This window comes from Enterobacter sp. Res13-Sevr-PEC09-46, assembly GCF_015672585.1.
In the GTDB taxonomy this organism is placed as follows: domain Bacteria; phylum Pseudomonadota; class Gammaproteobacteria; order Enterobacterales; family Enterobacteriaceae; genus Enterobacter; species Enterobacter hormaechei_C.
Genome location: NZ_JADABR010000020.1, coordinates 54,217 through 75,498, shown reverse-complemented (window position 1 = coordinate 75,498; position 21,282 = coordinate 54,217). Strand labels below are relative to the sequence as shown.

The 21,282-nt window shown below is 57.2% G+C and carries 20 protein-coding genes and 3 pseudogenes; 9 read left to right on the top strand and 14 right to left on the bottom strand.

What is annotated here, in order from left to right; all coding sequences use genetic code 11:
* Nucleotides 1-15: 15 nt before the first annotated feature.
* A complete protein-coding gene (gene hrpA / locus IMQ56_RS14075; protein ID WP_196064002.1) occupies nucleotides 16-3,918 on the bottom strand; it encodes an ATP-dependent RNA helicase HrpA in 3,903 nt (1,300 codons plus the stop codon).
* A 203-nt stretch (nucleotides 3,919-4,121) separates the two neighbouring features.
* Between hrpA and azoR the strand changes: the two genes are divergently transcribed.
* Entirely contained in the window at nucleotides 4,122-4,727 is a 606-nt protein-coding gene (gene azoR / locus IMQ56_RS14070) for an FMN-dependent NADH-azoreductase (RefSeq protein ID WP_045622270.1), read from the top strand.
* 90 nt (nucleotides 4,728-4,817) lie between these two features.
* On the top strand, nucleotides 4,818-5,504 hold the full coding sequence (locus IMQ56_RS14065; RefSeq protein WP_196064003.1) for an RluA family pseudouridine synthase: 687 nt from the start codon (nucleotides 4,818-4,820) through the stop codon (nucleotides 5,502-5,504).
* A 7-nt stretch (nucleotides 5,505-5,511) separates the two neighbouring features.
* On the opposite strand, the gene IMQ56_RS14060 is transcribed toward IMQ56_RS14065, so the two are convergent.
* The gene (locus tag IMQ56_RS14060) at nucleotides 5,512-6,051 is read right to left on the bottom strand and encodes a DUF2058 domain-containing protein (RefSeq protein ID WP_017384500.1); all 540 of its coding nucleotides are present in this window, start codon (nucleotides 6,049-6,051) and stop codon (nucleotides 5,512-5,514) included.
* A 168-nt stretch (nucleotides 6,052-6,219) separates the two neighbouring features.
* On the opposite strand from IMQ56_RS14060, the gene IMQ56_RS14055 reads away from it, so the two are divergent.
* Nucleotides 6,220-7,194, top strand: a complete 975-nt coding sequence (locus tag IMQ56_RS14055; protein ID WP_023296571.1) for a DUF1852 domain-containing protein — start codon at nucleotides 6,220-6,222, stop codon at nucleotides 7,192-7,194.
* Between the two features lie 25 nt (nucleotides 7,195-7,219).
* Nucleotides 7,220-8,248 (top strand): methionine synthase, encoded by a 1,029-nt coding sequence (locus IMQ56_RS14050; protein WP_045906719.1) that lies wholly within the window; start codon nucleotides 7,220-7,222, stop codon nucleotides 8,246-8,248.
* Between the two features lie 3 nt (nucleotides 8,249-8,251).
* Here the strand turns inward: IMQ56_RS14050 and IMQ56_RS14045 are convergent, their stop codons facing one another.
* A complete protein-coding gene (locus IMQ56_RS14045; protein ID WP_196064004.1) occupies nucleotides 8,252-9,184 on the bottom strand; it encodes a LysR family transcriptional regulator in 933 nt (310 codons plus the stop codon).
* A gap of 98 nt (nucleotides 9,185-9,282) precedes the next feature.
* Here IMQ56_RS14045 and IMQ56_RS14040 point away from each other — a divergent pair, with 98 nt between their 5' ends.
* Both IMQ56_RS14040 and IMQ56_RS14035 read left to right on the top strand, forming a co-directional pair.
* Nucleotides 9,283-9,717: a DMT family transporter gene (locus IMQ56_RS14040; protein WP_003857304.1), complete on the top strand. Its 435-nt coding sequence runs from the start codon at nucleotides 9,283-9,285 to the stop codon at nucleotides 9,715-9,717.
* 4 nt (nucleotides 9,718-9,721) lie between these two features.
* A complete protein-coding gene (locus IMQ56_RS14035; RefSeq protein WP_058700923.1) occupies nucleotides 9,722-10,180 on the top strand; it encodes a DMT family transporter in 459 nt (152 codons plus the stop codon).
* Here IMQ56_RS14035 and IMQ56_RS14030 read toward each other — a convergent pair.
* From IMQ56_RS14030 to IMQ56_RS14000, 8 genes and pseudogenes are all read right to left on the bottom strand, one after another.
* Nucleotides 10,177-10,710: a DUF3833 domain-containing protein gene (locus IMQ56_RS14030; RefSeq protein ID WP_032653483.1), complete on the bottom strand. Its 534-nt coding sequence runs from the start codon at nucleotides 10,708-10,710 to the stop codon at nucleotides 10,177-10,179. The two genes, IMQ56_RS14035 and IMQ56_RS14030, sit on opposite strands and share 4 nt — an antisense overlap.
* Before the next feature lie 44 nt (nucleotides 10,711-10,754).
* A pseudogene (locus IMQ56_RS23145) lies at nucleotides 10,755-10,946 on the bottom strand (hypothetical protein); the annotation flags it as partial.
* Nucleotides 10,873-11,192, bottom strand: a pseudogene (locus tag IMQ56_RS14025) (DUF2878 family protein). The pseudogenes IMQ56_RS14025 and IMQ56_RS23145, both read right to left, overlap by 74 nt.
* Nucleotides 11,189-12,407: pseudogene (locus IMQ56_RS14020) on the bottom strand (cyclopropane-fatty-acyl-phospholipid synthase family protein). Before IMQ56_RS14020 ends, IMQ56_RS14025 begins: the two co-directional pseudogenes overlap by 4 nt.
* Nucleotides 12,404-13,126: a DUF1365 domain-containing protein gene (locus IMQ56_RS14015; protein ID WP_023296566.1), complete on the bottom strand. Its 723-nt coding sequence runs from the start codon at nucleotides 13,124-13,126 to the stop codon at nucleotides 12,404-12,406. The pseudogene IMQ56_RS14020 and the gene IMQ56_RS14015 overlap by 4 nt, the downstream one beginning before the upstream one ends.
* Before the next feature lies 1 nt (nucleotide 13,127).
* Nucleotides 13,128-14,387: an FAD-dependent oxidoreductase gene (locus IMQ56_RS14010; RefSeq protein WP_196064005.1), complete on the bottom strand. Its 1,260-nt coding sequence runs from the start codon at nucleotides 14,385-14,387 to the stop codon at nucleotides 13,128-13,130.
* The gene (locus IMQ56_RS14005; RefSeq protein ID WP_196064006.1) at nucleotides 14,384-15,103 is read right to left on the bottom strand and encodes an SDR family NAD(P)-dependent oxidoreductase; all 720 of its coding nucleotides are present in this window, start codon (nucleotides 15,101-15,103) and stop codon (nucleotides 14,384-14,386) included. Before IMQ56_RS14005 ends, IMQ56_RS14010 begins: the two co-directional genes overlap by 4 nt.
* Nucleotides 15,100-15,534 carry a nuclear transport factor 2 family protein gene (locus tag IMQ56_RS14000; RefSeq protein WP_017384507.1) on the bottom strand — a complete coding sequence of 145 codons (435 nt, stop codon included), beginning with the start codon at nucleotides 15,532-15,534 and terminating at the stop codon, nucleotides 15,100-15,102. Before IMQ56_RS14000 ends, IMQ56_RS14005 begins: the two co-directional genes overlap by 4 nt.
* A 257-nt stretch (nucleotides 15,535-15,791) precedes the next feature.
* Here IMQ56_RS14000 and IMQ56_RS13995 point away from each other — a divergent pair, with 257 nt between their 5' ends.
* Nucleotides 15,792-15,989 (top strand): hypothetical protein, encoded by a 198-nt coding sequence (locus tag IMQ56_RS13995; RefSeq protein WP_003857318.1) that lies wholly within the window; start codon nucleotides 15,792-15,794, stop codon nucleotides 15,987-15,989.
* Between the two features lies 1 nt (nucleotide 15,990).
* A complete protein-coding gene (locus IMQ56_RS13990) occupies nucleotides 15,991-16,743 on the top strand; it encodes a hypothetical protein (RefSeq protein WP_017384508.1) in 753 nt (250 codons plus the stop codon).
* Between the two features lie 57 nt (nucleotides 16,744-16,800).
* Here the strand turns inward: IMQ56_RS13990 and IMQ56_RS13985 are convergent, their stop codons facing one another.
* Nucleotides 16,801-18,777 (bottom strand): alkyl sulfatase dimerization domain-containing protein, encoded by a 1,977-nt coding sequence (locus IMQ56_RS13985; protein ID WP_017693471.1) that lies wholly within the window; start codon nucleotides 18,775-18,777, stop codon nucleotides 16,801-16,803.
* Between the two features lie 202 nt (nucleotides 18,778-18,979).
* On the opposite strand from IMQ56_RS13985, the gene IMQ56_RS13980 reads away from it, so the two are divergent.
* Entirely contained in the window at nucleotides 18,980-19,615 is a 636-nt protein-coding gene (locus IMQ56_RS13980) for a helix-turn-helix domain-containing protein (RefSeq protein WP_196064007.1), read from the top strand.
* Nucleotides 19,616-19,657: 42 nt separating this feature from the next.
* On the opposite strand, the gene paaY is transcribed toward IMQ56_RS13980, so the two are convergent.
* Together paaY and paaX are read right to left on the bottom strand one after the other, a co-directional pair.
* Complete coding sequence (gene paaY, locus IMQ56_RS13975; RefSeq protein ID WP_006810541.1) at nucleotides 19,658-20,263, bottom strand: phenylacetic acid degradation protein PaaY; 606 nt, start codon at nucleotides 20,261-20,263, stop codon at nucleotides 19,658-19,660.
* 9 nt (nucleotides 20,264-20,272) lie between these two features.
* Nucleotides 20,273-21,208: a phenylacetic acid degradation operon negative regulatory protein PaaX gene (paaX, locus tag IMQ56_RS13970; RefSeq protein WP_032103751.1), complete on the bottom strand. Its 936-nt coding sequence runs from the start codon at nucleotides 21,206-21,208 to the stop codon at nucleotides 20,273-20,275.
* Between the last annotated feature and the right edge of the window lie 74 nt (nucleotides 21,209-21,282).

Below are 21,282 nucleotides of genomic sequence, written 5' to 3'. Positions count from 1 at the left end.
CACCGGGCAACGGTTTTAGCCGGAAATCTGCTCCATCGCCTGCAAGATACGCTTATCCGAAATGGGATACGGCGTTCCCAGCTGCTGAGCGAAGAAGCTGACGCGCAGCTCCTCGATCATCCAGCGGATCTCCCGCACGTCGTCGTCATCGCGACGCGCCGGCGGCAGTTTGTTGAGCCACTGCTGCCACGCCTGCTGCACGTTTTCGACTTTCAGCATCTGCGCACGATCGCGATGCGGATCGACCGCCATTTTCTCCAGACGCTTCTCTATCGCCTGCAAATAACGCAGCGTATCGCCCAGACGCTTAAAGCCATTGCCGGTGACAAAGCCGCGATACACCAGCCCCGCCATCTGCGCCTTGACGTCCGACAGCCCCAGGGCCATGGTCATATCCACCCGCCCCTTCAGGCGCTTGTTGATATTGAACACGGCGGTAAGGATCTGCTCAACCTGTTTGGCAATCTCCACCACGGTGTCGTTCAGCTCCGCGCGCACCTTTTCATGAAGCTGAGCAAAGCCCCCTTCCGTCCAGACCGGACCGCCGGCCTCGTGGATCAGCTTATCCACACCGCAGGAGATGCAGTCGTCGATCAGGTCCAGCACCTTACCGTACGGGTTAAAGTAGAGTCCCAGCTTGGCTTTGTTCGGCAGCTTCTCGTGCAGATACTTAATCGGCGACGGGATGTTAAGCAGAAGCAGTCGACGCAGCCCGCGCCACATCATCTGCTGTTGCTCCTGCGGATTGTCAAAGAGCTTAATCGCCACGCTGTCGCGCTCATCCACCAGCGCGGGCCAGGCTTTCACCTTGTAGTTCCCGCGCTTCTGCTCGTAGCTTTCCGGGAGCTGACCAAAGCTCCAGATGTGCAGCCCGCTCTGCTCAATGCCGTCATCGGCCACCGCAGAGAGCGTCTCCTGGACTTTACCTTTCAGCGCCTCTTTCAGCTCCGTCAGAGAACGGCCTTCGAGCAGCTTTTTGTTTTTATCGTCCACCACGCGGAATGTGATTTTCAGGTGATCGGGCACCTGATCCCAGTTCCAGTCGTCGCGGTCGATGGTGGTTCCGGTCATGCGGCGGAACTCACGCTCCAGGGCGTCCAGCAGCGGCAGCTCCAGCGGTGTGACGCGGCCTAAAAACGCTTCGGCGTAGTTCGGCGCCGGCACAAAGTTACGCCGCACCGGTTTAGGCAGGGATTTGATTAACGCAATGACCAGCTCGCGGCGCAGGCCGGGGATCTGCCACTCAAACCCGCTCTCTTCCACCTGGTTTAACAGCGGCAGCGGAATGTGCACCGTCACACCATCGGCATCCGCGCCCGGCTCAAACTGATAGGTCAGACGCAGCTTGAGGTTGCCCTGATGCCAGAAGTTCGGGTAATCGAGTTTGCTGACCGACTCCGCGCCCTCTTTGATCAGCATGCTCTTTTCAAAGTTGAGCAGGTCCGGGGCCTCTTTGCTGGCTTTCTTCCACCAGCTGTCGAAATGGCGCGCCGAGATCACATCGTGACTGATGCGCTGATCGTAAAACTCAAACAGCGTCTCGTCGTCCACCAGAATGTCGCGACGGCGGGACTTGTGCTCAAGCTCTTCCACCTCGGCGCGCAGCTTCAGGTTTTCGCGGAAGAAGGCATGACGCGTCTGCCAGTCGCCTTCCACCAGCGCGTGGCGGATAAACAGCTCGCGACTCAACGCCGGATCGATCTGGCTGTAGTTAACCTTACGCGCGGCCACCACCGGCAGGCCGTAGACGGTGACTTTTTCCGTCGCCATCACCGCGCCCTGCCCACGCTCCCAGTGCGGCTCGCTGTATGAGCGTTTCAGCAGGTGCTGCGCCACTGGTTCAACCCACTCCGGATCGATACGCGCGGCGATACGCCCCCACAGACGGCTGGTTTCCACCAGCTCGGCGACCATGGTCCACTTCGGCGGCTTCTTAAACAAACCGGAGCCCGGGAAGATGGAGAAACGCGCGTTGCGTGCGCCGGTATATTCCTGCTTATCCGCATCCTTCATCCCGATATGGGACAGCAGGCCGGTCAACAGGGCGATATGGATTTCGCGGTACTCCGCCGGTTCACTGTTCACCGGTATACCCAGCTCTTTCACCACCTGGCGCAGCTGGGTGTAGATATCCTGCCACTCGCGTACGCGCAGATAGTTGAGGAAATCCACCCGGCACTGACGGCGGAACTGGTTCGAGGAGAGCGCTTTTTGCTGCTCGCCAAGGTAGTTCCACAGGTTCACAAAGGCGAGGAAATCGGACTCTTTATCGTGGAAGCGACGGTGTTTTTCATCCGACGCCTGCTGCTTATCCATCGGACGCTCGCGCGGATCCTGAATGGAGAGCGCCGAGGTAATGATCATCGCCTCGCGCACGCAGCCGTGTTTTTGCGCCTCCAGCACCATGCGCGCCAGACGCGGGTCGACCGGCAACTGGCTAAGCTGGCGGCCCAATGGCGTTAGCTTGTAGGCCGTCGCCTGTTCGTCGGTGGTGATGGCCCCCAGCTCTTCCAGCAGCCGCACCCCGTCCTGAATATTGCGCTTATCCGGCGCTTCCACAAACGGGAAGGCGGCGATATCGCCCAGCCCCAGCGCGGTCATTTGCAGGATAACGGATGCCAGGTTGGTCCGCAGGATCTCCGGATCGGTAAACTCAGGGCGCGACAGGAAATCGTCTTCCGAATAGAGACGAATACAGATCCCTTCCGACACGCGGCCGCAGCGGCCCTTACGCTGATTAGCCGACGCCTGCGAAACCGGCTCAATCGGCAGGCGCTGAACTTTGGTGCGGTAGCTGTAGCGGCTGATGCGCGCCGTACCCGGGTCGATCACGTATTTAATGCCCGGTACGGTCAGCGAAGTTTCGGCCACGTTGGTCGCCAGCACGATGCGGCGCCCGCTGTGCGGCTGGAACACGCGGTTCTGCTCGCTGTTCGACAGGCGCGCGTACAGCGGCAGGATCTCAGTATGGCGCAGATCGCGCTTGCTGAGCGCATCGGCGGTATCGCGGATCTCGCGCTCGCCGCTCATGAAGATCAGAATGTCGCCAGAACTCTCGTTGCCCAGCTCGTCGACGGCATCAAAGATGGCCTGAAGCTGGTCGCGCTCGGTATCGTCCGCCTCTTCCACAATCGGGCGATAGCGCACTTCCACCGGATACGTGCGTCCTGACACCTCGATAATCGGCGCATTGTTGAAATGTTTTGAGAAGCGCTCCGGGTCGATGGTCGCGGAGGTGATGATGATTTTCAGATCCGGACGCCGGGGCAGCAGCTCTTTCAGGTAGCCGAGCAGGAAGTCGATGTTCAGGCTGCGCTCGTGCGCTTCATCGATGATGATGGTGTCGTACTGCATCAGCAGACGATCCTGCTGGATTTCCGCCAGCAGGATACCGTCGGTCATCAGCTTAACCATGGTGTTATCGCTGACGTGGTCGCTGAATCGCACCTTGTAGCCGATGCAGCCGCCCGGCTCCGTTTGCAGCTCTTCCGCAATACGGTTCGCCACGGTGCGCGCCGCCAGACGACGCGGCTGGGTGTGACCGATCAGCCCTTTCACCCCGCGGCCCAGCTCCATGCAGATTTTCGGCAGCTGAGTGGTTTTACCTGAACCGGTTTCCCCCGCGACGATCACCACCTGGTGGTCGCGTACGGCCTCAAGAATGTCCTGTTTCTTCTGGCTGACGGGCAGATTTTCCGGATAGGTAATCTCCGGACGTGCGGCTTCACGCAGCACAACTTTCCCTGCCGCCTGTTCAATCTCGTTGGCCATCTCCTGGTAAATGGCCTGTTGTGCATCAGGATTTTTAACCTTCTTAACGCCGTGCAGACGGCGCGCAAACCGCTGTTTATCGCGCAGCATCAGCGAATCAAGCTTTTGCATCAGCATCGGGAAGGTCAATTTTTGGTGTTCTGTCATAGCGTTAACGGGCAGTGCACTGCCGGATAAAATCTCTTTTTAATGATTGGTATAGAGTACCACATCAGCGCTTTTCGCGCCTTATTCAAAAAATTCGAACATAGGCTTCGATATATTGCGCTATCCCTGTGGCAGGATTGTGAATAAAGTGTCAACAAGCAACGGGGCAACCCCCTCAATCAAATACAAAACAGGAATTTCCCATGAGCAAAGTATTAGTGTTGAAATCCAGTATTCTGGCAGGGTATTCACAGTCTGGTCAGCTGTCTGACTATTTCGTTGAACAGTGGCGTGAACAGCACAGCGCGGATGAAATCACCGTGCGTGACCTGGCGGCAAACCCAATTCCTGTGCTGGACGGCGAGCTGGTTGGCGCGCTGCGTCCGAGCGATGCGCCTCTTACCCCACGTCAGCAGGAAGCCCTGGCGCTCTCCGACGAGCTGATTGCTGAGTTGCAGGCGCACGACGTTATCGTGATCAACGCCCCAATGTACAACTTCAACATTCCTACCCAGCTGAAGAACTACTTCGACCTGGTGGCACGCGCTGGCGTAACCTTCCGTTACACCGAGAACGGCCCGGAAGGTCTGGTGAAAGGTAAACGCGCTATCGTCCTGACCAGCCGCGGCGGTATTCACAAAGACACCCCTACCGACCTGGTCGCACCGTACATGACGCTGTTCCTGGGCTTCATCGGCATTACCGACGTGAACTTTGTGTTCGCTGAAGGTATCGCTTACGGCCCGGAAGTGGCCACCAAAGCGCAGACCGACGCGAAAGCCGCGATCGACAGCCTGGTCGCTGCCTAAGTTTTCCCCCTCTCACCGCCCGGTGGGAGGGTTTTTCTTTTCCCCCGTATTTCGTTATCATCCGCACCCACTCTCCAGCCCGGCGGCCTGATGTCTGTCATTATAGATACGTTTATTGCACCACCCTGTCACGACAACATTGAGATCCTCTGGCAGGACGAGCATCTGCTGCTGATCAATAAACCTTCCGGTCTGCTCAGCCTGTCGGGGAAAAATCCGCAAAACCTCGATTCCGTCCACCACCGTCTGGTTCAAACCTTTCCCGGCTGCACGCTGGTGCATCGCCTTGATTTTGGCACTTCGGGTCTGATGGTCATTGCGCGTAACAAAGCGATCAACGCCGCGCTTTGCCACCAGTTCAGCCAGCGCGCCGTGAATAAGGTTTACACCGCCCTGCTGTGCGGACATGTGGAACAGGACGAAGGGACCGTGGATGCGCCAATTGCCAAAGATCCGGCGCTGTTTCCGATGATGACGATCTGTGCCCGCACCGGTAAGCCCGCTCGCTCCCGCTATCGGGTGGTGGAACGTATTTACCAGGATACGACAATGCCGCTGACGCGGGTTGAGCTTACCCCGGAGACCGGGCGCACCCACCAGCTGCGCATTCACTGCCAGCAGTTAGGCCACCCTATTCTGGGGTGCGATCTGTATGGTGGTCTGGAATGGCCGGGGGCGGAAGAAACGCCCCGGCTGATGCTGCATGCAAGCGCTCTGAATTTTATTCATCCGCTGAGCGGCGAGACGATGAACGCCCGTCACGCCGCGCCGTTCTGAGCGGGGATTACCACATTAAATCGTCAGGGATTTTGAAGTCTGCGTACGGATCGTCTTCGTCCTGCTCTTCCTGACTCAGGGCGCTGTTTAGCACAATGCTGTCCGCATCGCGCTGGGCAATTTTATCCGCCACTACCGCCGGGATAATCGCGTAATCACAGTCGCCATTCGCGTTAATCACCAGTCGGGCAATCGCCAGACGGCCGTTGATCAGCTGGGTTTGCGTCTGCTTATCGACCTCGATTTTTTTGATAAGGTTGCCGTCGGTAAAGTTAAAGGTAATGTTGCCCTTCGCCACGGTGATGCGGTTCATCTCAATCAGCTGCTTCACCTGCGCCCTGAACTCTTTTGCCAGCACCGCCTGTTTTTGCTGTTCGCTCAGCTGCTTATCACGCTCCAGCTGGGCTTTCTTGTTCTCTTCAACAGCCTCTCTCGCCTCGCGAGCCTGGACGCGGGATTTTTTCGCCGTGCGCTGGACCTTCGCCATCTTTTTACTGCTGACTAAGCCCGCTTTCAGCATCTGCTCTTGTAGGGTGAGTTTTGTCATGTTCGTTTAAACCGGTTGGAAATGTCGGGGGATTATACCTGAATCGCGCAGTTCATGAAGAACCCTCATGTTGCAGTGAAATTAAGTCACTTCCCCTGCGCCAGTGGCTCAGGCATAAATTATGCATTGATAACGTTCCGGCAACATGAACTTAGGATGCATAACCAAATGAGTCAGGCTTTCACATTTACCCTTAAGCGCAGTTGCTTTGATGAAAATTATAACCCGTCAGAAAACACGCGTACCACCACCAACTTCGCCAACCTGGCGCGTGGCGAGAAGCGTCAGGAGAACCTGCGCAATACGCTTGTGATGATCAACAACCGCTTTAACGCGCTGGCGAGCTGGGATAACCCGAAAGCTGACCGCTATGCCGTCGAGCTGGAGATTATTTCAGTCGATATGAATATCGGCGGCGATTTTACTTTCCCGGCCATCGAAATTCTGCAAACGACGATCGTGGATAAAAAAACCCACGAGCGCATCGAAGGCATCGTCGGAAATAACTTCTCATCGTATGTTCGTGACTATGATTTCAGCGTCCTGCTGCTGGAGCATAATAAAGACCGGGCCCGTTTCTCCCTCCCCGAGAATTTTGGCGAGCTGCACGGCAATATTTTTAAAAGCTTCGTTCATTCTGCGGAATATCAGGCGAACTTTAAAAAAGCGCCGGTGATCTGCCTGAGCGTCTCCAGCAAAGACACCTATCGTCGTACCGGTAACCACCACCCGGTGCTGGGCTATGAGTACCAGCCGGACGGCGAGTCGCTAACGGAACAGTACTTCGCGAAGATGGGCCTGAAGGTTCGCTATTTCATGCCGGAAAACAGCGTCGCGCCTTTTGCCTTCTTCTTCACCGGCGATTTACTGCGTGATTACACCAATCTGGAACTGATCGGCACCATCAGCACCATGGAGACGTTCCAGAAGATCTATCGCCCGGAAATTTATAACGCCAATTCCGCTGCGGGACAGTGCTATCAGCCCGACCTGAATCAGCAGGATCACTCATTAACCAAAATCGTCTATGACCGTGAAGAGCGCAGCCGTCTGGCCATTGAACAGGGTAAATATACCGAAGAGCGGTTTATCAAACCCTATAAAACCCTTCTTGAGCAGTGGTCTCAACACTTCACGCTTTAATTTTATACGGATAAAAGGTTCTTTTATGAAAACATTGCTCCCGACATCAACGGCTGGCAGCCTGCCGAAACCCACCTGGCTTGCGCAGCCGGAAACGCTCTGGTCGCCGTGGAAACTCCAGGACGAGGAATTACTGGCAGGGAAACAGGATGCGCTGCGGTTGTCTCTGGATGAACAGATCCGCGCCGGGATTGATATCGTCAGCGACGGGGAACAAACCCGCCAGCATTTCGTCACCACCTTTATTGAACATCTCAGCGGCGTGGATTTTGAGAACCGTCAGACGGTGCGCATCCGTAACCGCTACGATGCGAGCGTGCCGACCGTGGTAGACGCGGTGGCGCGCCAGAAACCGGTGTTTGTTGACGACGCGAAATACCTGCGCCAGCTGACGGACAAGCCGATCAAGTGGGCGCTGCCCGGCCCGATGACCATGATCGACACGCTATACGATGCCCACTATAAAAGCCGTGAAAAGCTGGCCTGGGAGTTCGCTAAAATTCTCAATCAGGAGGCTCGGGAGCTGGAAGCGGCTGGCGTTGACATTATTCAGTTCGACGAACCTGCCTTTAACGTCTTTTTCGATGAGGTGAATGACTGGGGTATCGCCGCGCTGGAGCGCGCCATTGAAGGGCTGAAATGCGAAACCGCGGTACATATCTGTTACGGGTACGGCATCAAAGCCAATACGGACTGGAAAAAGACATTGGGCTCCGAGTGGCGCCAGTATGAAGAGGCATTTCCAAAGTTGCAGACCTCGACGATCGATATCATCTCGCTGGAGTGCCACAACTCGCGCGTGCCGATGGATCTGCTGGAGCTTATCCGCGGTAAAAAAGTGATGGTCGGGGCAATTGACGTCGCCACCCAGACCATCGAAACGCCTGAAGAGGTGGCCGATACGCTGCGCAAGGCGTTGCAGTTTGTTGATGCAGACAAGCTTTATCCGTCCACCAACTGCGGTATGGCTCCCCTTTCCCGCCAGGTCGCCAACGGTAAGCTGAAGGCGTTAAGCGCCGGGGCTGACATTATCCGTCGCGAGCTTGCCCGCTAACCTTCAGGTTTGCCAGTACAGCGGCGTACCGAATCGCTCAATATAGTAATCAATCACCGCCCTGACGTTCAGGGGCGGATGACGCGCGTTCGGGTAAATCGCCGCAATCGTCAGTGGCTCCGTATTAATTGAACACTCCATTTCCGGCAGCAGCGCCACCAGCTCACCGCTTTTGAGCCGTTCGCTCACCATCCAGTCCGGGAAAAGCACAACGCCCATGCCGCCCAGCGCCGCAATCAGTAGCGTTTCCGCGTTATTGGAGGTCATCAGCGGTACGATGGGATAGTGAACCCACGCCTCGCCCGGCTGCCGGATCAGCCAGCGGTTAGGCCCGGACGAGCCGCGGTAAACCAGACAGTGGTGACGGCTGAGATCGTCCGGCCCCTCGGGCGCGCCATGTTTTCGCAGATAGTCCGGCGAGGCCGCCAGATGATAGAACTGCTGCCCGAACACCCGGGCGTGAAACGAGGAGTCCGTCAGCGCGCCGATGCGAAAAATAACGTCCGCGGCGTCACGGTGCGGATCGATAAAATCGTCGGTGAGGGTCAGTTCAATGGAGAGACGAGGGTAACGCGCCAGAAGCCCCGGCAGGCCCGGCGCGATGTGCCTTTGTCCGAAAAAGACCGGGCCATTGATACGCAGCGTGCCCGACGGCTCGCGGGCGCGTTCATCCAGCTCGCGTCGCGCGTCCTCCATATTCCCGGCCATCGCCCGGGCATAGCGCACAAAAAGATGCCCGCTCTCTGTGGGCATAATCGCCCGCGTGTTGCGGTAGAAAAGCTGTTGCCCGAGGGCGTCCTCAAGCTGGTGGATCACGCGTGAGACCTGCGACGGAGAAATCCCTTCCCGCCTCGCCACCACGGAAAAATTCTGCGTTTCATAAACGTCGATGAAGATCAGCAGCGCGCGAATGCTGATATGTCCGGCATCCATCATTAATGCATTTCCTGCAAAGGTGTTTCCTGTATTATGGCATTTTTCTCAATGATGTTCAGACGTAATCTTCTCCGCCTGGAAAAAGGAGAAAAAGCGTTATGCACATTATTTTAATTTTACTGGTGATTGCCGGCGGCATGGGGCTGTCCGTGGAAGCCGGGCTGCTGGGGCCGCTGGGCGCAGAGGTGGGCGACCTGTGGGCGGCGTTCAGCATATTCAGCGTGGGAACGGGGCTGACGTTTCTGCTGATGCTGTTTTTCAGCCCGCGCAACAGTCCCTCATTTTTTGCGCAGCCTTCATGGCACCTGTTGGGCGGCGTGCTCGGCCCGGTTTACGTCATCATTCTCACCATTGCCACGCCTGCGATCGGCATTGCCATGACGATGATCGGCATTCTGGCAGGCCAGGTTTTTAAAAGCCTGATTATTGACCACTATGGCCTGCTGGGTACGCCGCACCGCAGGATCGATACAAAACGCATTATTGCGCTGGGATTTATCATCGCCGCGCTCATTCTCGTGGCGCAGGGGTAACGTTATGACAGTAATTATGATTATTCTGGCGGTGATTGGCGGCGCAACGCTGAGCATTCAGGCTGCCATTAACGGGCAATTAGGCAGCAGCGTGGGGGTATTTAAAAGCGCGTTTCTGACGTTTTCCGTCGGCGCGCTGGTGACCGCCCTGCTGATCTTCTTTTTTGAGCCGAAACAGGCGGTCAGCCTGATGGATGTACCCAAATGGCAGCTTCTGGGGGCCCTCTGCGGCGTGCCCTATATCGTGATTATGGTGCTCGCAGTGCAGTGCATCGGGACCGCCGTTGCCACGGTAGCGGTTATCCTGGGCCAGCTGGCCATGAGCATGCTGATTGATAACTTTGGCTGGCTGAACAATGAAGCCATTCCGTTTTCAGTGAGCCGTTTCGGGGCCGTCGTCTGCCTGAGTATTGCGCTCTTCTTCATCTACTCAAGCAGTAAACCTCAGCCCGAAGAGGATTAACCGCCCTCTTTGCGGGTAAAGAACAGCGTCACCGTGGCGACGGTGACGCCAAATTTCTTCATCTCGGTTTTATTAAACAGACGGGTGCTGTCCTGCAAATACATCCAGTCATCAAAGTGCAGCAGCCAGGTTTTGCCGTCCGCCTTCACGTTCATGCTGTAGCGCCAGTTAAGGGCATTGCCCGCCGCCTGGCCTGTCGCGACACCTTCTATGTCACCCGCCGTGCCTTCATAGCGATTCTGCCCAACGCGGCGGATATGCCAGACGCGCTGCTGCTTCTCGCCGTCATCGTAGACAAAATGTTCATTCAGGGTCAGCGTATCGCCGATAACATCCCCGGCGATCTCGACGTGAAAACGACGGATCTGCTTACCGCTGCGATCCTGCACCATCCCCCACGCCTCGGTTTTCCCCTGGAAGTAAGTAAAAATATCAAGCCGTGGCTGCTGCTGACGATACTCTGTCACCTCGGTGCTACATCCGGCCACCAGCATCGTCAGGGCAAGCGCCATTAACAGGAAACGTTTCATTGTGGTCCTCCGATTAACTGCTGACGCAGTTCAGGATACTCGCTCAGCCAGGCTTCACTCTGCGGCTCCTGCTGCAAAATGCCCTGCGCCTGCCACTGGTCGCGGGTCGCCTCAACCAGGTCGTCACCATCGATGTCCCGGGCATAGGTGATAATCAGCGCATTATCGCCGTCTAACCCTGTATAGCTGCCGTCGTGCGTCAGAAGCTGAGAGGTATAAACGGTAAACGGCCCCCAGACGCTCGCCGATCAGGTAGGCCACCGGCCCGCCCAGGGTCGCCAGTACCGTCAGCAACCAGCCCGGCAAGGTGGTCGTGCGGGTCAGTTGCGTCCAGACGGTGGCAAACATTAGCCACAGCGCCACCATCCATAGCGGCATCAGGGACGCGCCCGTGAACGCAATCAGCCCCGTCAGCGCCCAGAGCGCGTCCAGTAGAGGTCAAACCCGATGGCCAACAGAAATACCTGCCCGTAGCGCTTCATACGCGTTCCGCAGTCAGCTGCACCACGCTGATGGTGCGGGCATTAAACCCGGCTTCACAGTAGCCGAGGTAGTACAGCCACATCCGGCGGAAACGGTCATCAAACCCGAGCTTTTCAATCTCCTGCCAGGCGTGAACGAACCGCTGACGCCAGTGCGCCAGCGTGCGGGCGTAGTCCGGCCCCATATCGAAGAGGTTACGCACCACAAAATCGGTATGGCGGGTCATGAGTTCATTCATGGCGGTGATGCTGGGCAAAAAGCCGCCGGGGAAGATGTAGCGCTGAATAAAATCGACGCTTTTGCTGTAGTCGCGATAGCGTTGATCCTGAATGGTGATGGCCTGAATCGCCATCCGCCCGCCTGGACGCAGACGCGCCTGGCAGGTGCGGAAAAATGTTGGCAGGTAGCGTTGACCGACGGCCTCAATCATCTCAACCGACACCAGCTTGTCGTAGACACCGGTTAGATCGCGGTAGTCGCAGAGCAGCACCTCAACGCGATCCTGCAACCCTGCCCGGGCGATGCGCGCGGTGGCCCAGTGGTACTGCTCCTGCGACAGCGTGGTGGTGGTCACCCGGCAGCCGTAATGACGGGCGGCATATTCCGCCATCGCCCCCCAGCCGGTGCCAATCTCCAGCAGATGATCGTTTGCCGTGAGCGCCAGCTGGTCGCACAGCCTCGCCATTTTCGCCTGCTGAGCCGCGGTCAGATCCTGCTCGTCCCCGCTAAACAGCGCGCTGGAGTACAGGAGATGTTCATCAAGGAAATGGGCGTAAAAGGCGTTGCCCAGATCGTAATGGGCGGCGCAACTCCCGCGCCTGCGCGCGGGAGTTGCGCCGCATCCAGTGCCGCAGCCGCTCCACCGGTTTCCCGAGCAGGCGAAACCCTTTTTCCAGCTTTCCGAGGATTTGGCTATTGCGCGCAATCAGCTCCAGCAGCGGCGTCAGGTGGGGCGTCTCCCAGTCGCCATCCATCCACGCCTGTGCCGCGGCGAGGCTGCCCCCGGTTAAAATGCGCCAGTAGACGCCCGGAGCAAGTACCTGCACCTCAGCGTGAAGCGCGGCGGAGGCGTCGCCGAACTGGAACGTCTGCGCGCCTTCACGCAGCGTCAGCGAGCCACCGCGCAGGCCATTCAGCAGGCGGAAGAGCAACCATCGCGCGACGCGGACGTTGCGCGGGATATCGGGTTCAAGCGCAAAGACGGGATTGGTCATGAGCGTTCACTCCTGCTGAGGGGATGGTTATGCAGCGGCACGCGCTTCAGCCACAGCCTGAGCGCCTGCCAGTAAATGGCGAAAACGGTTTTGAGGGTCATCAACGGGATCCGCGCCAGCAGCGAACGCAGCGCCGTGCGCGTCAGCGGGACCCGGCGCAGCGTCAGGGTGGCATCAAACACCTTCGTCTCCTGATGGTTTTCGATATGCATGCGCAGCGTGCTGTCCGGGCTGTTGAAGCGCCAGTGGTAGATCATATCCATCGGATTAAAGGGCGAGACGTGAAACGCTTTCTCCGTCGGCGGGGCGTCCCGCCCCGCTACCGCGTAGTAATGTCGTTCATTCCACGGCGTGTTACGGACTTCGGCGAGAACCCAGCGCAGGGTGTCTTCCCCGTCATAGCAGTAGTAAAAATTGACCGGGTTGAAATGAAAACCGAAATAGCGCAGCTGAGTCAGAAGCATGACCCGCCCCGCCGGACGTTCGCCGGTCAGATTTTCCAGACGCTCAAGGACACGCGCTTTGAGCGGCGTGCCCAGCGGGTAATCCGCATCATAAAATGCCGCGGGCGCAACGCGGTTACGACGCACGCCGACAGAGGGCAGCGCGTCCAGCTCATCCAGATCGAGCCAGGCCATAAACACGCTGTAGGTAAAGTGGTGCGCTTTCGGCGCAAGCCGACGATGGCGCAATGTACCGTGGTAAAGGCAGCTGTTCATCTCAGTTGCCCTCCCCGGTCGCGATAGCGTTGACCACGTCCAGCGCACTGCGCACGCCATCTTCGTGGAAGCCGTTGTACCAGTACGCGCCGCAGAACCAGCTCCGCTGGCGACCGTTTATTTCGCCTCGCCGGGCCTGAGCTTGCCAGCTTTGCGGGTTAAAAAGCGGATGCTCATAGACAAAGCGGCGCAGCACAAACCGTTCCTCCACCGGCGTTTCCGGGTTGAGGGTGACGCAAAACAGCGGGCTGCCCGGCGGCAGTCCCTGCAAGATATTCATGTTGTAGGTGACGCAGGCGCTGGACCGATCCTGCTCGCTGAGGCGGTAGTTCCAGCTCGCCCACGCGCGTTCGCGCACCGGCAGCCAGCGCGGATCGCGGTGAAGCACCACCTCGTTACGCTGCCAGCCGATATCCCCCAGCACCTCGCGTTCAGCCTGCGTTGGGCTGGCGAGCATCGCCAGCGCCTGAGCGGAGTGGCAGGCGAAGATCACCTGATCAAAAGTGTCTGTTACGCCCTCACGCGCAATATCAACCCCACGATCGTGGCGAATAACCTGCTGCACCGGCGCGTTAAGGTGCAGCGTCAGGCGATCGCCGAGCGTATCCAGCATCGCGCGGATATACTCCCTGGAGCCGCCTGGCACCACGTACCACTGCGGACGATGGGTAATGTCCAGCAGACCGTGGTTTTCAAAAAAGCGTAAAAAGAGCGGCAGCGGAAAGCGTTTCATCTCCTGTAGCGACGACGACCAGATAGCCGCCCCCATGGGCAGGATGTAGTGGCGCGCAAAAAAGGGCGTAAAACGGTGCTGGCGCAGGAACGTTTCCAGCGTGGCGGAACCATCGACTTCGCCCCGGAGCGTCTGTTTCGCCAGCCGGTTAAAGCGCACGATCTCCTTCAGCAGCGTCCAGAAAGCCGGGTTGAGCAGATTACGTCGCTGGGCGAACAGCGACGTCAGCGTGTGCCCGTTGTACTCCAGCCCGCTCTGCGGGTTGTGCACCGAAAAGCTCATCTGCGTTTTTTGCCCGCAGATGCCCAGTTCGCTGAGCAGCCCCATGAAGCGTGGATAGGTGCGGTCGTTGTAGACGATAAAACCGGTATCGATGGCAAAGCTGCCCTGCGGCGTATCGACATCCACCGTTGCGGTATGGCCGCCCGGCGTGGCCTGCGCCTCAAACAGCGTGACCTGATGATGTCCGGCGAGCCGCCAGGCACAGGTTAACCCGGCGATACCGCTGCCGATAATTGCGATTTTCATGGTCGCACCATCCTGCGCAGCAGTGCGCGCTGAAGTACATCGGGCAGGCCGGAAAGCACGCGCAGCGCCAGGCTGAACCCGGCGGGAAACGCGATGTGATCCTTCCCTTTTGCCAGACCGCGACGAATGGCGTGGACGGCGTCCCCCACGCTGACCCGGCCCGGCATCGGGAAATCGTTTTTGCGGGTCAGCGGCGTGTCGACAAAACCGGGTGAAACGACCGTGACGGCAATCCCTTTCGGTTCCCAGTCGAGGCGCAGCGTATCGGCGAACCAGGTTAACGCCGCCTTGGAGGCGCCATACGCTTCGGCTCGCGGGAAGTGAAGCCAGTGCGCCATCGAACTGACCAGCACCACGCGGTTGCCGGATACCAGCTGCGGCTGCAACGCCGCAAGGCAGTTTACCGGCCCGATGAAATTGGTGGTCATGACCCGCGCCACCAGCTCGGCATCCACCTCGCCGCGGTCGAGATACTCGCAGGTTCCGGCGCAGAGAATCACCGTGTCGGCAGTACAGTCCGCCAGCGCCTGGCGACAGGCGTCCCTGTCTGTCATATCGAACAGGCGCACCGTAATGTTGGGGCTGTGCTGATGCACGGCTGCCAGACGTTGCGCATCGCGCCCGCAGGCAATCACCCGGTAACCATCGTCGGCAAAAGATTTCGCCAGCCCCGCCCCGATGCCCGAGCTTGCGCCGGTGATCAGAACCGTTTTCATGATTTCACTCTTCGCTTCACGCCGCGCACGGCCCAGCCGAGTATCGGGAGATGTTCGTAAATCATCTCTCCGGCATCGTAGTAATCCCGCTGGCGAACAATGCGATCGTCGCGCATGTCTACCACGGAGCAGCCCGGCAGCTGGCGCATTGCCCCCCCGGCGATACGCGGGTGCGACCAGTGCATCATCCAGGTGACCACAAAGCGATCGCCCTGCTGCAACGGTGCATCGACGGTAAAGCGACAGTGCTGGACGTTAGCCAGCAGATGGGTGAAATAGCGCTGAATCGCGAACACCCCGCTGTGTTCGCCAAAGGGATCGATAAGCGTGGCATCGGCGCGATAAATCCCCGCCAGCGCCGAAGGTGGCTGGGTATCCAGCGTGGCGTAGTAATCAACGAACCGACTGATGACGGACGGCAACGTGCTCATGGGTCACATCCTGGGTGTAAACAACGTAGCGGAATCGCTAATTTAAACTTACACAATTAACTTTATTTGTCCAAGTTTACGCAGATATATTTTTTATTCTTATTATTTTTCAGTTACATGGAATGTCACCACGCACAACCATTTTGTGAAAAATATGAATTTCGCCGCCAGGCTGCCGTTTTTTTAGGGATAACCTTAAGGCAAAGGTGCCATTTATCTTCCAGACTTATCCTTTTAATTCATAAGGATGTCACGCGATGAAACATTTACTGATGACGCTCTTTTCCAGCCCGGAATCCTTGTTGCAGGTCATGAGTCACCAGGAAATTATCGAAGCCGTAGAGGATGGCGACCGCATCATCATCGATCAGGATGGAAACGCCTCGGTTAACTACAAAAGCCACGAGGTGCGGCAGGACTTTCTGCGCCATGTCAACGCGCTGAAGAGGGCCTGAAATGGGAACGGCAATATTCATGGTATTAATGGTATGCGGGTACTGGTACACCAGCCGCGACCTCTCAACACGGTTTAAAATCAAGCGATCCTTTGGCTGGGACGTCTATTTTCTTGTTGCGCTGTATGGCTGTATTTTTGTTCTTCAGGGAGTGATCGCCACCGGCCTGCTGTGGCTGCTGTTGTTCGCCCTCTCCGCCGCCGATAACACGTTCCATTTCACGTCAGCAAAATATGCCGACTGGCAAATTGATTTTATGAACTGGAGCTTCCTGGGGATTCAGGCCCCGGTGGTGGTGATGCTGACCTTCGCGATCCTGTTTTGTCTCTACCGCTCGAACTGGGCCGGAAGCGCGCGGCTGGACGGCGATGGCCGGAAAAAATTGTACAAGCGGCTGGCGCAGTCGAGCGGGATTGAACAGCTGCTCTATCAGTGCATGGAGGAAGGTGAACTGGCGCACGTCACGCTGAAATCGCGGCGGATCTATATCGGCATGATCCATACCGCCACGCTGGAGTATGAAAAAACGGCCAATATCGTGCTTATTCCGATGCTGAGCGGCTACCGTGACGGGAAGAACATGCAGCTCTGTATCGAACATAACTACAGCAAATGGTATGCCGAGCATGACATTACGCTCGATTCGGAGCCCAAAAGCGCCATGGATTTTCGCAAAGTGATCATGCTGGATCAGATCGAGAGTATTTCGCTGTTCGATCCGGCAAGCGCCAGCGCGCTGGCGATGCGTGAATAAAAAAAATGGCGCCTTATCGTAATAAGGCGCCAGGATTAACCAGGATGAACGCTAAACTTATGGCGTGACAATATTGAACCAGAAGTCAAATGTGTCCATGTAGCTCAGCATCTCTTCCAGCTTCGCTCCGTCTCCGCTCACCTTCACGTCACCCTTATCCATCGCCTGCTTCAGCGTCTCTTTCTTAAGGATGATGTCGTTCAGCGTGGTGCGGTCCAGGGTGATGGTTGCGTCGGCATCCTTCGCCTGCGCGTTGGCGGTATGGTTCAGCACGCCGTTTTCCAGCTCCAGCTTGTATTTGCCGCCATCCTTACCGAGATCGATGTTAAAGACCGCTTTCGCGTTACCGGCCCGCACCCCGTTGATGTGCACGCCCAGGTAGTCGAAGAACATTTCCGGGGTCATCGCCCGCACGGTATCCGGGCTGGCGGTGTTCGGCGTCGGCAGCTTCTTCACGCCATTACGCAGTTCCTGCGCGCCGGTCAGGTAGAAGTTACGCCAGGTGCCCGCTTCCGCCTGGTAACCTAACTGCTCCAGCGCGTCGGCTTCCAGATTACGTGCCGCAGCGTTCTGCGGATCGGCGAAGACAATTTTGCTGGTCACCTGCGCCACCCAGCGGTAGTTGCCCTGCTGATAGTCAGCTTTGGCTTTCTGCATGATGGCATCGGCCCCTCCCATGTATTCCACAAACTTCTTCGCAGCCTGTTCAGGCGGCAGTTCGTCGAGGGTAGCCGGGTTGCCGTCGAACCAGCCGAGATAAAACACGTAGGTGGCTTTGACGTCGTGGCTGACGGAACCGTAATAGCCGCGGCTAGCCCACTGTTTTTCCAGCGATTCCGGCAGTGTAAATTCAGCGGCGATCTCGTCGCGGGTCAGCCCCTTGTTTGCCATACGCAGGGTCTGGTCGTTGATGTAGCGATACATATCGCGCTGGCCTTTCATCAGCTTGACGATATTCTCGTTGCCCCAGGTCGGCCAGTGGTGCTGCGCAATAATCACTTCCGCGTCCGCGCCCCAGCGCTCAATGGCGGCGTTGATGTACTTAGACCAGGCCAGCGGATCGCGGATTTTCGCGCCGCGCAGGGAGTAGGTGTTGTGCAGGGTATGGGTCACGTCCTCTGCGGCTTCGATCATTTTCTTCTCTTTGACATACCACAGCATTTCGGACGGGGCTTCTGAGCCCGGCGCCATCATAAAGTCGTAGGTCAGCCCGTCAATCACTTCCTGCTGGCCGGTATGGGTAATGTAGTTGGTCGGCGGGATCAGGGTCACCGTACCCGCAGAGGTGGTGGTGCCAAGACCCGCCCCCACCTGGCCTTTTGCATCCGGCTTCAGCAGGTTGCCGTACATATAGCTCGCACGGCGGCTCATCGCATTCCCGGCCATAATGTTTTCGGAAACCGCTTCTTTCATAAAGCCTTCCGGGGCGTAGATCTTCACTTTGCCGGACTTCACGTCGGCTTCGTCAACCACACCGCGCAGGCCGCCGTAGTGGTCGACGTGACTGTGGGTGATCACCACAGCGACGACCGGTTTCTTGCCGCGGTTTGCATAGTAGAGATCCAGCGCTTCTTTCGCCGGTTCAGCGCTTAACAGCGGGTCGATAACGGTGATGCCCTTCTCGCCTTCAATGATGGTCATGTTGGAGAGATCGAGATTGCGGATCTGATACACGCCGTCGGTGACCTTAAACAGCCCGCCAATGTTGATCAGCTGTGACTGACGCCACAGGCTCGGGTTTACCGTATCCGGGGCTTTTTCACCCTCTTTCACGAAATCATATTTCGCCGGGTTCCAGATAACGTTCCCCTGCTCGCCTTTAATCATGTTTTGTGGCAGCGGGGCGATAAAACCTTTATGGGCGTTCTCAAAGTCGGTTTTATCGGCAAACGGTAATTTGTTATACAGGGCGTTATTTGCCTGCCGGGTTGTGGCAGTGGCATCCTGCGGCTGCACTTCCGCAAACGCGGAAAGCGACAGCGACGTCAACACACCGGCAAGCGCCAGATGTTTAGCAATTAGGGTTAATTTCATTGAATGGCCTCGTAGATTAATTGCGCCGCCTGGATATTTACTGTTGGCGGATAATTTTAATGCGAACTCATTGACGACCATTCTAATCAGAATACTTTCTCATCATAGTCCCATATGGGACTGGTTATTTATCGGTTCGTAATCCGGGGGCTATTGCTGCTATACTCGCTACCACGGCAGACGTTGCGGGGAGAGGCTTAGCGTGAATTTTCAGGATATCCATACCTATTATCAGCAACTCAATATTGGGCAATTCTTTCCGCACATGCTTTGTAAAGGCGAGGCCTTAACCGTTGCCGCAAATAAAAAATTCACCATCGAGCCTGGCTATATCTATTTTTGCACTGAAGGGTCGCTGACAATATTAATGCCTGATGATGGCCTAAATATTGGCAATACTATCGAGTATATGCCGATAGGGTTAATGGAAAGGTATTGTCCACTGGCGAAGTATGAATATCGCAGCAGTGCGAAGGTGAAGCTGGTGAGAATAGCCTGGGCCGACTTCGACCAGCTATTTTTCGAGGGCGGATCTGAGCGCATGCAGGCGCTGGCCACCATACTGACCTACATGTCCATTTTCACCATCGACCTGCACAATGAACGCAGGCAGGTCACCAGCTACCAGACCATCAAACCGATGCTGTACCGCTATCTCTATCGGCAGGAGACCCACACGGGAGAGAATGAGGGCCTGGCGCTGTTTATCATTAAGCGCACTAACCTGTCACGCACGCATGTCTTTCGCGTGCTGGCAGATCTCAAAGCCGGGGGCTATATCACCATGAAGCGCGGAAAGCTGGTGTCGATTGACCGGCCCCTGCCGGAAGCGTATTAAGCTCATCTTCACGCCTTGAGCAACATGCGGGAACGAACGGCCTTATTTATCCCGGCCAGCCGACTTGGGCCGTAAATTCTCATCGAAGACCAGCCGTTTGCGTCCGGGCTCTTCTTCCCGCAGCGGCTCCACCTGATGCAGCGTCTGCTTACAGCGATCCACCAGTACCTGATACTCCCGCGTGCCCTGCTTTTTCCACTCTATTTCCTGCGCGCTTAACTCACGAATCGCTTTCGCCGGACTGCCAAGAATTAAGTGATTCGCAGGCATCTCCGCTTTGGCCTTCACAAACGCCGCCGCCCCGACGATGCTGTTTTCGCCGATCGTCGCCCCGTCCATCACGACCGCATTCATCCCCACCAGCGCATTACGGCGGATAATGCAGCCGTGCAGGATCGCGCTATGGCCGATATGCCCGTCCTCTTCCACCACCGTGTCCTGCTCCGGAAAACCGTGCATCACGCAGTTATCCTGGATGTTCGCGCCGTCTTTCACCACGATCCGGCCAAAATCACCGCGCAGGCTGGCGTTAGGGCCCACGTAAACACCTTTTCCGAGGATCACGTCGCCAATCAGCACCGCGGTCGGGTGAACATAGCTCTCTTCAGGCACGACCGGCGTCAGACCATCAATTTGATAAACAGGCATACCCTCTCCTTATGTGATATTCAGACCACCAAAGCGCTGGTGATAAAGCGTGCCGGGAGCGGGCAGCTCGCCCACGGAGGTTTCCCCCTTCTCACTGACAAACGCCAGGGCTCCCGCCGCCACGCGCTGGTAGATGTTAATACACAGCTGTCGCGCGCTCTGTCCCGCCCAGTGCGCAGGAAGTAACTCCTCCGGCAACAGCGGATCTTTCAGCACCACGCGACGATAAAAATGAATGAGTAACAGCTGGATCTGGAAGCAGCGTTCCGGGGTCAAATCCTCAGGCGGCGCCTCTTTCAGCAGTGGCAGCAGCGGACGGAACGAGTTGATAAACGTTTCGTACATCGCGTTTTGTTCGGTCAGCTGCCAGCACTCTTCCACACGGGATCGTAGCGCCGCGCGTGACAAGGCCAGCGGCGAATGGGCTTCAAAGAAAATGACGTTTTCCGCCACGCCCGCGTCATGCAGCAGAGACTGCACGTCCGCCAGGTTCTGCGACGGCGAGGCCATCAGGCTCGGCGCAAGCGTGCCGAACCCTTGCCAGATGAGCTGTTTTTTCACGTCCGCGAGCGTGGTTTTATCCAGCCCCTCGGAAAGAAGCAGCAGCCATTTACCATCCCACGCCGGCAGTTCCGCACGGTAGATTTTATTTTCCGCGCGGCGGGTCAAACGCAGCCCCTTGTCGCTGAGACGGTAAAAGCTGCGACGGCCAATGCGGGACACGTCCAGCCAGCCCTCTTTGTTGAGGCGAAACAGCGCGGTGCGCACAAAGCGCTCCCCGAAACCCATCCCTTCCAGCAGAGCCGCCAGGCTGCCGAGCCAGATCTCTCCGCCGCGATGGGAAAGCGCATCGCCATACAGCGAGGAGATAAGCGACGTTCCGCTGACGGGAACAGAGCTGACTGCGTGCTGGATAAAGGCATCAAGTTTATTCATGTGATTCATTCTGTTGTTATTTTTTTCCTGGATGAATCATAGCATACGAATCTGGGGTGTACCCTCACCCTAACCCTCTCCCA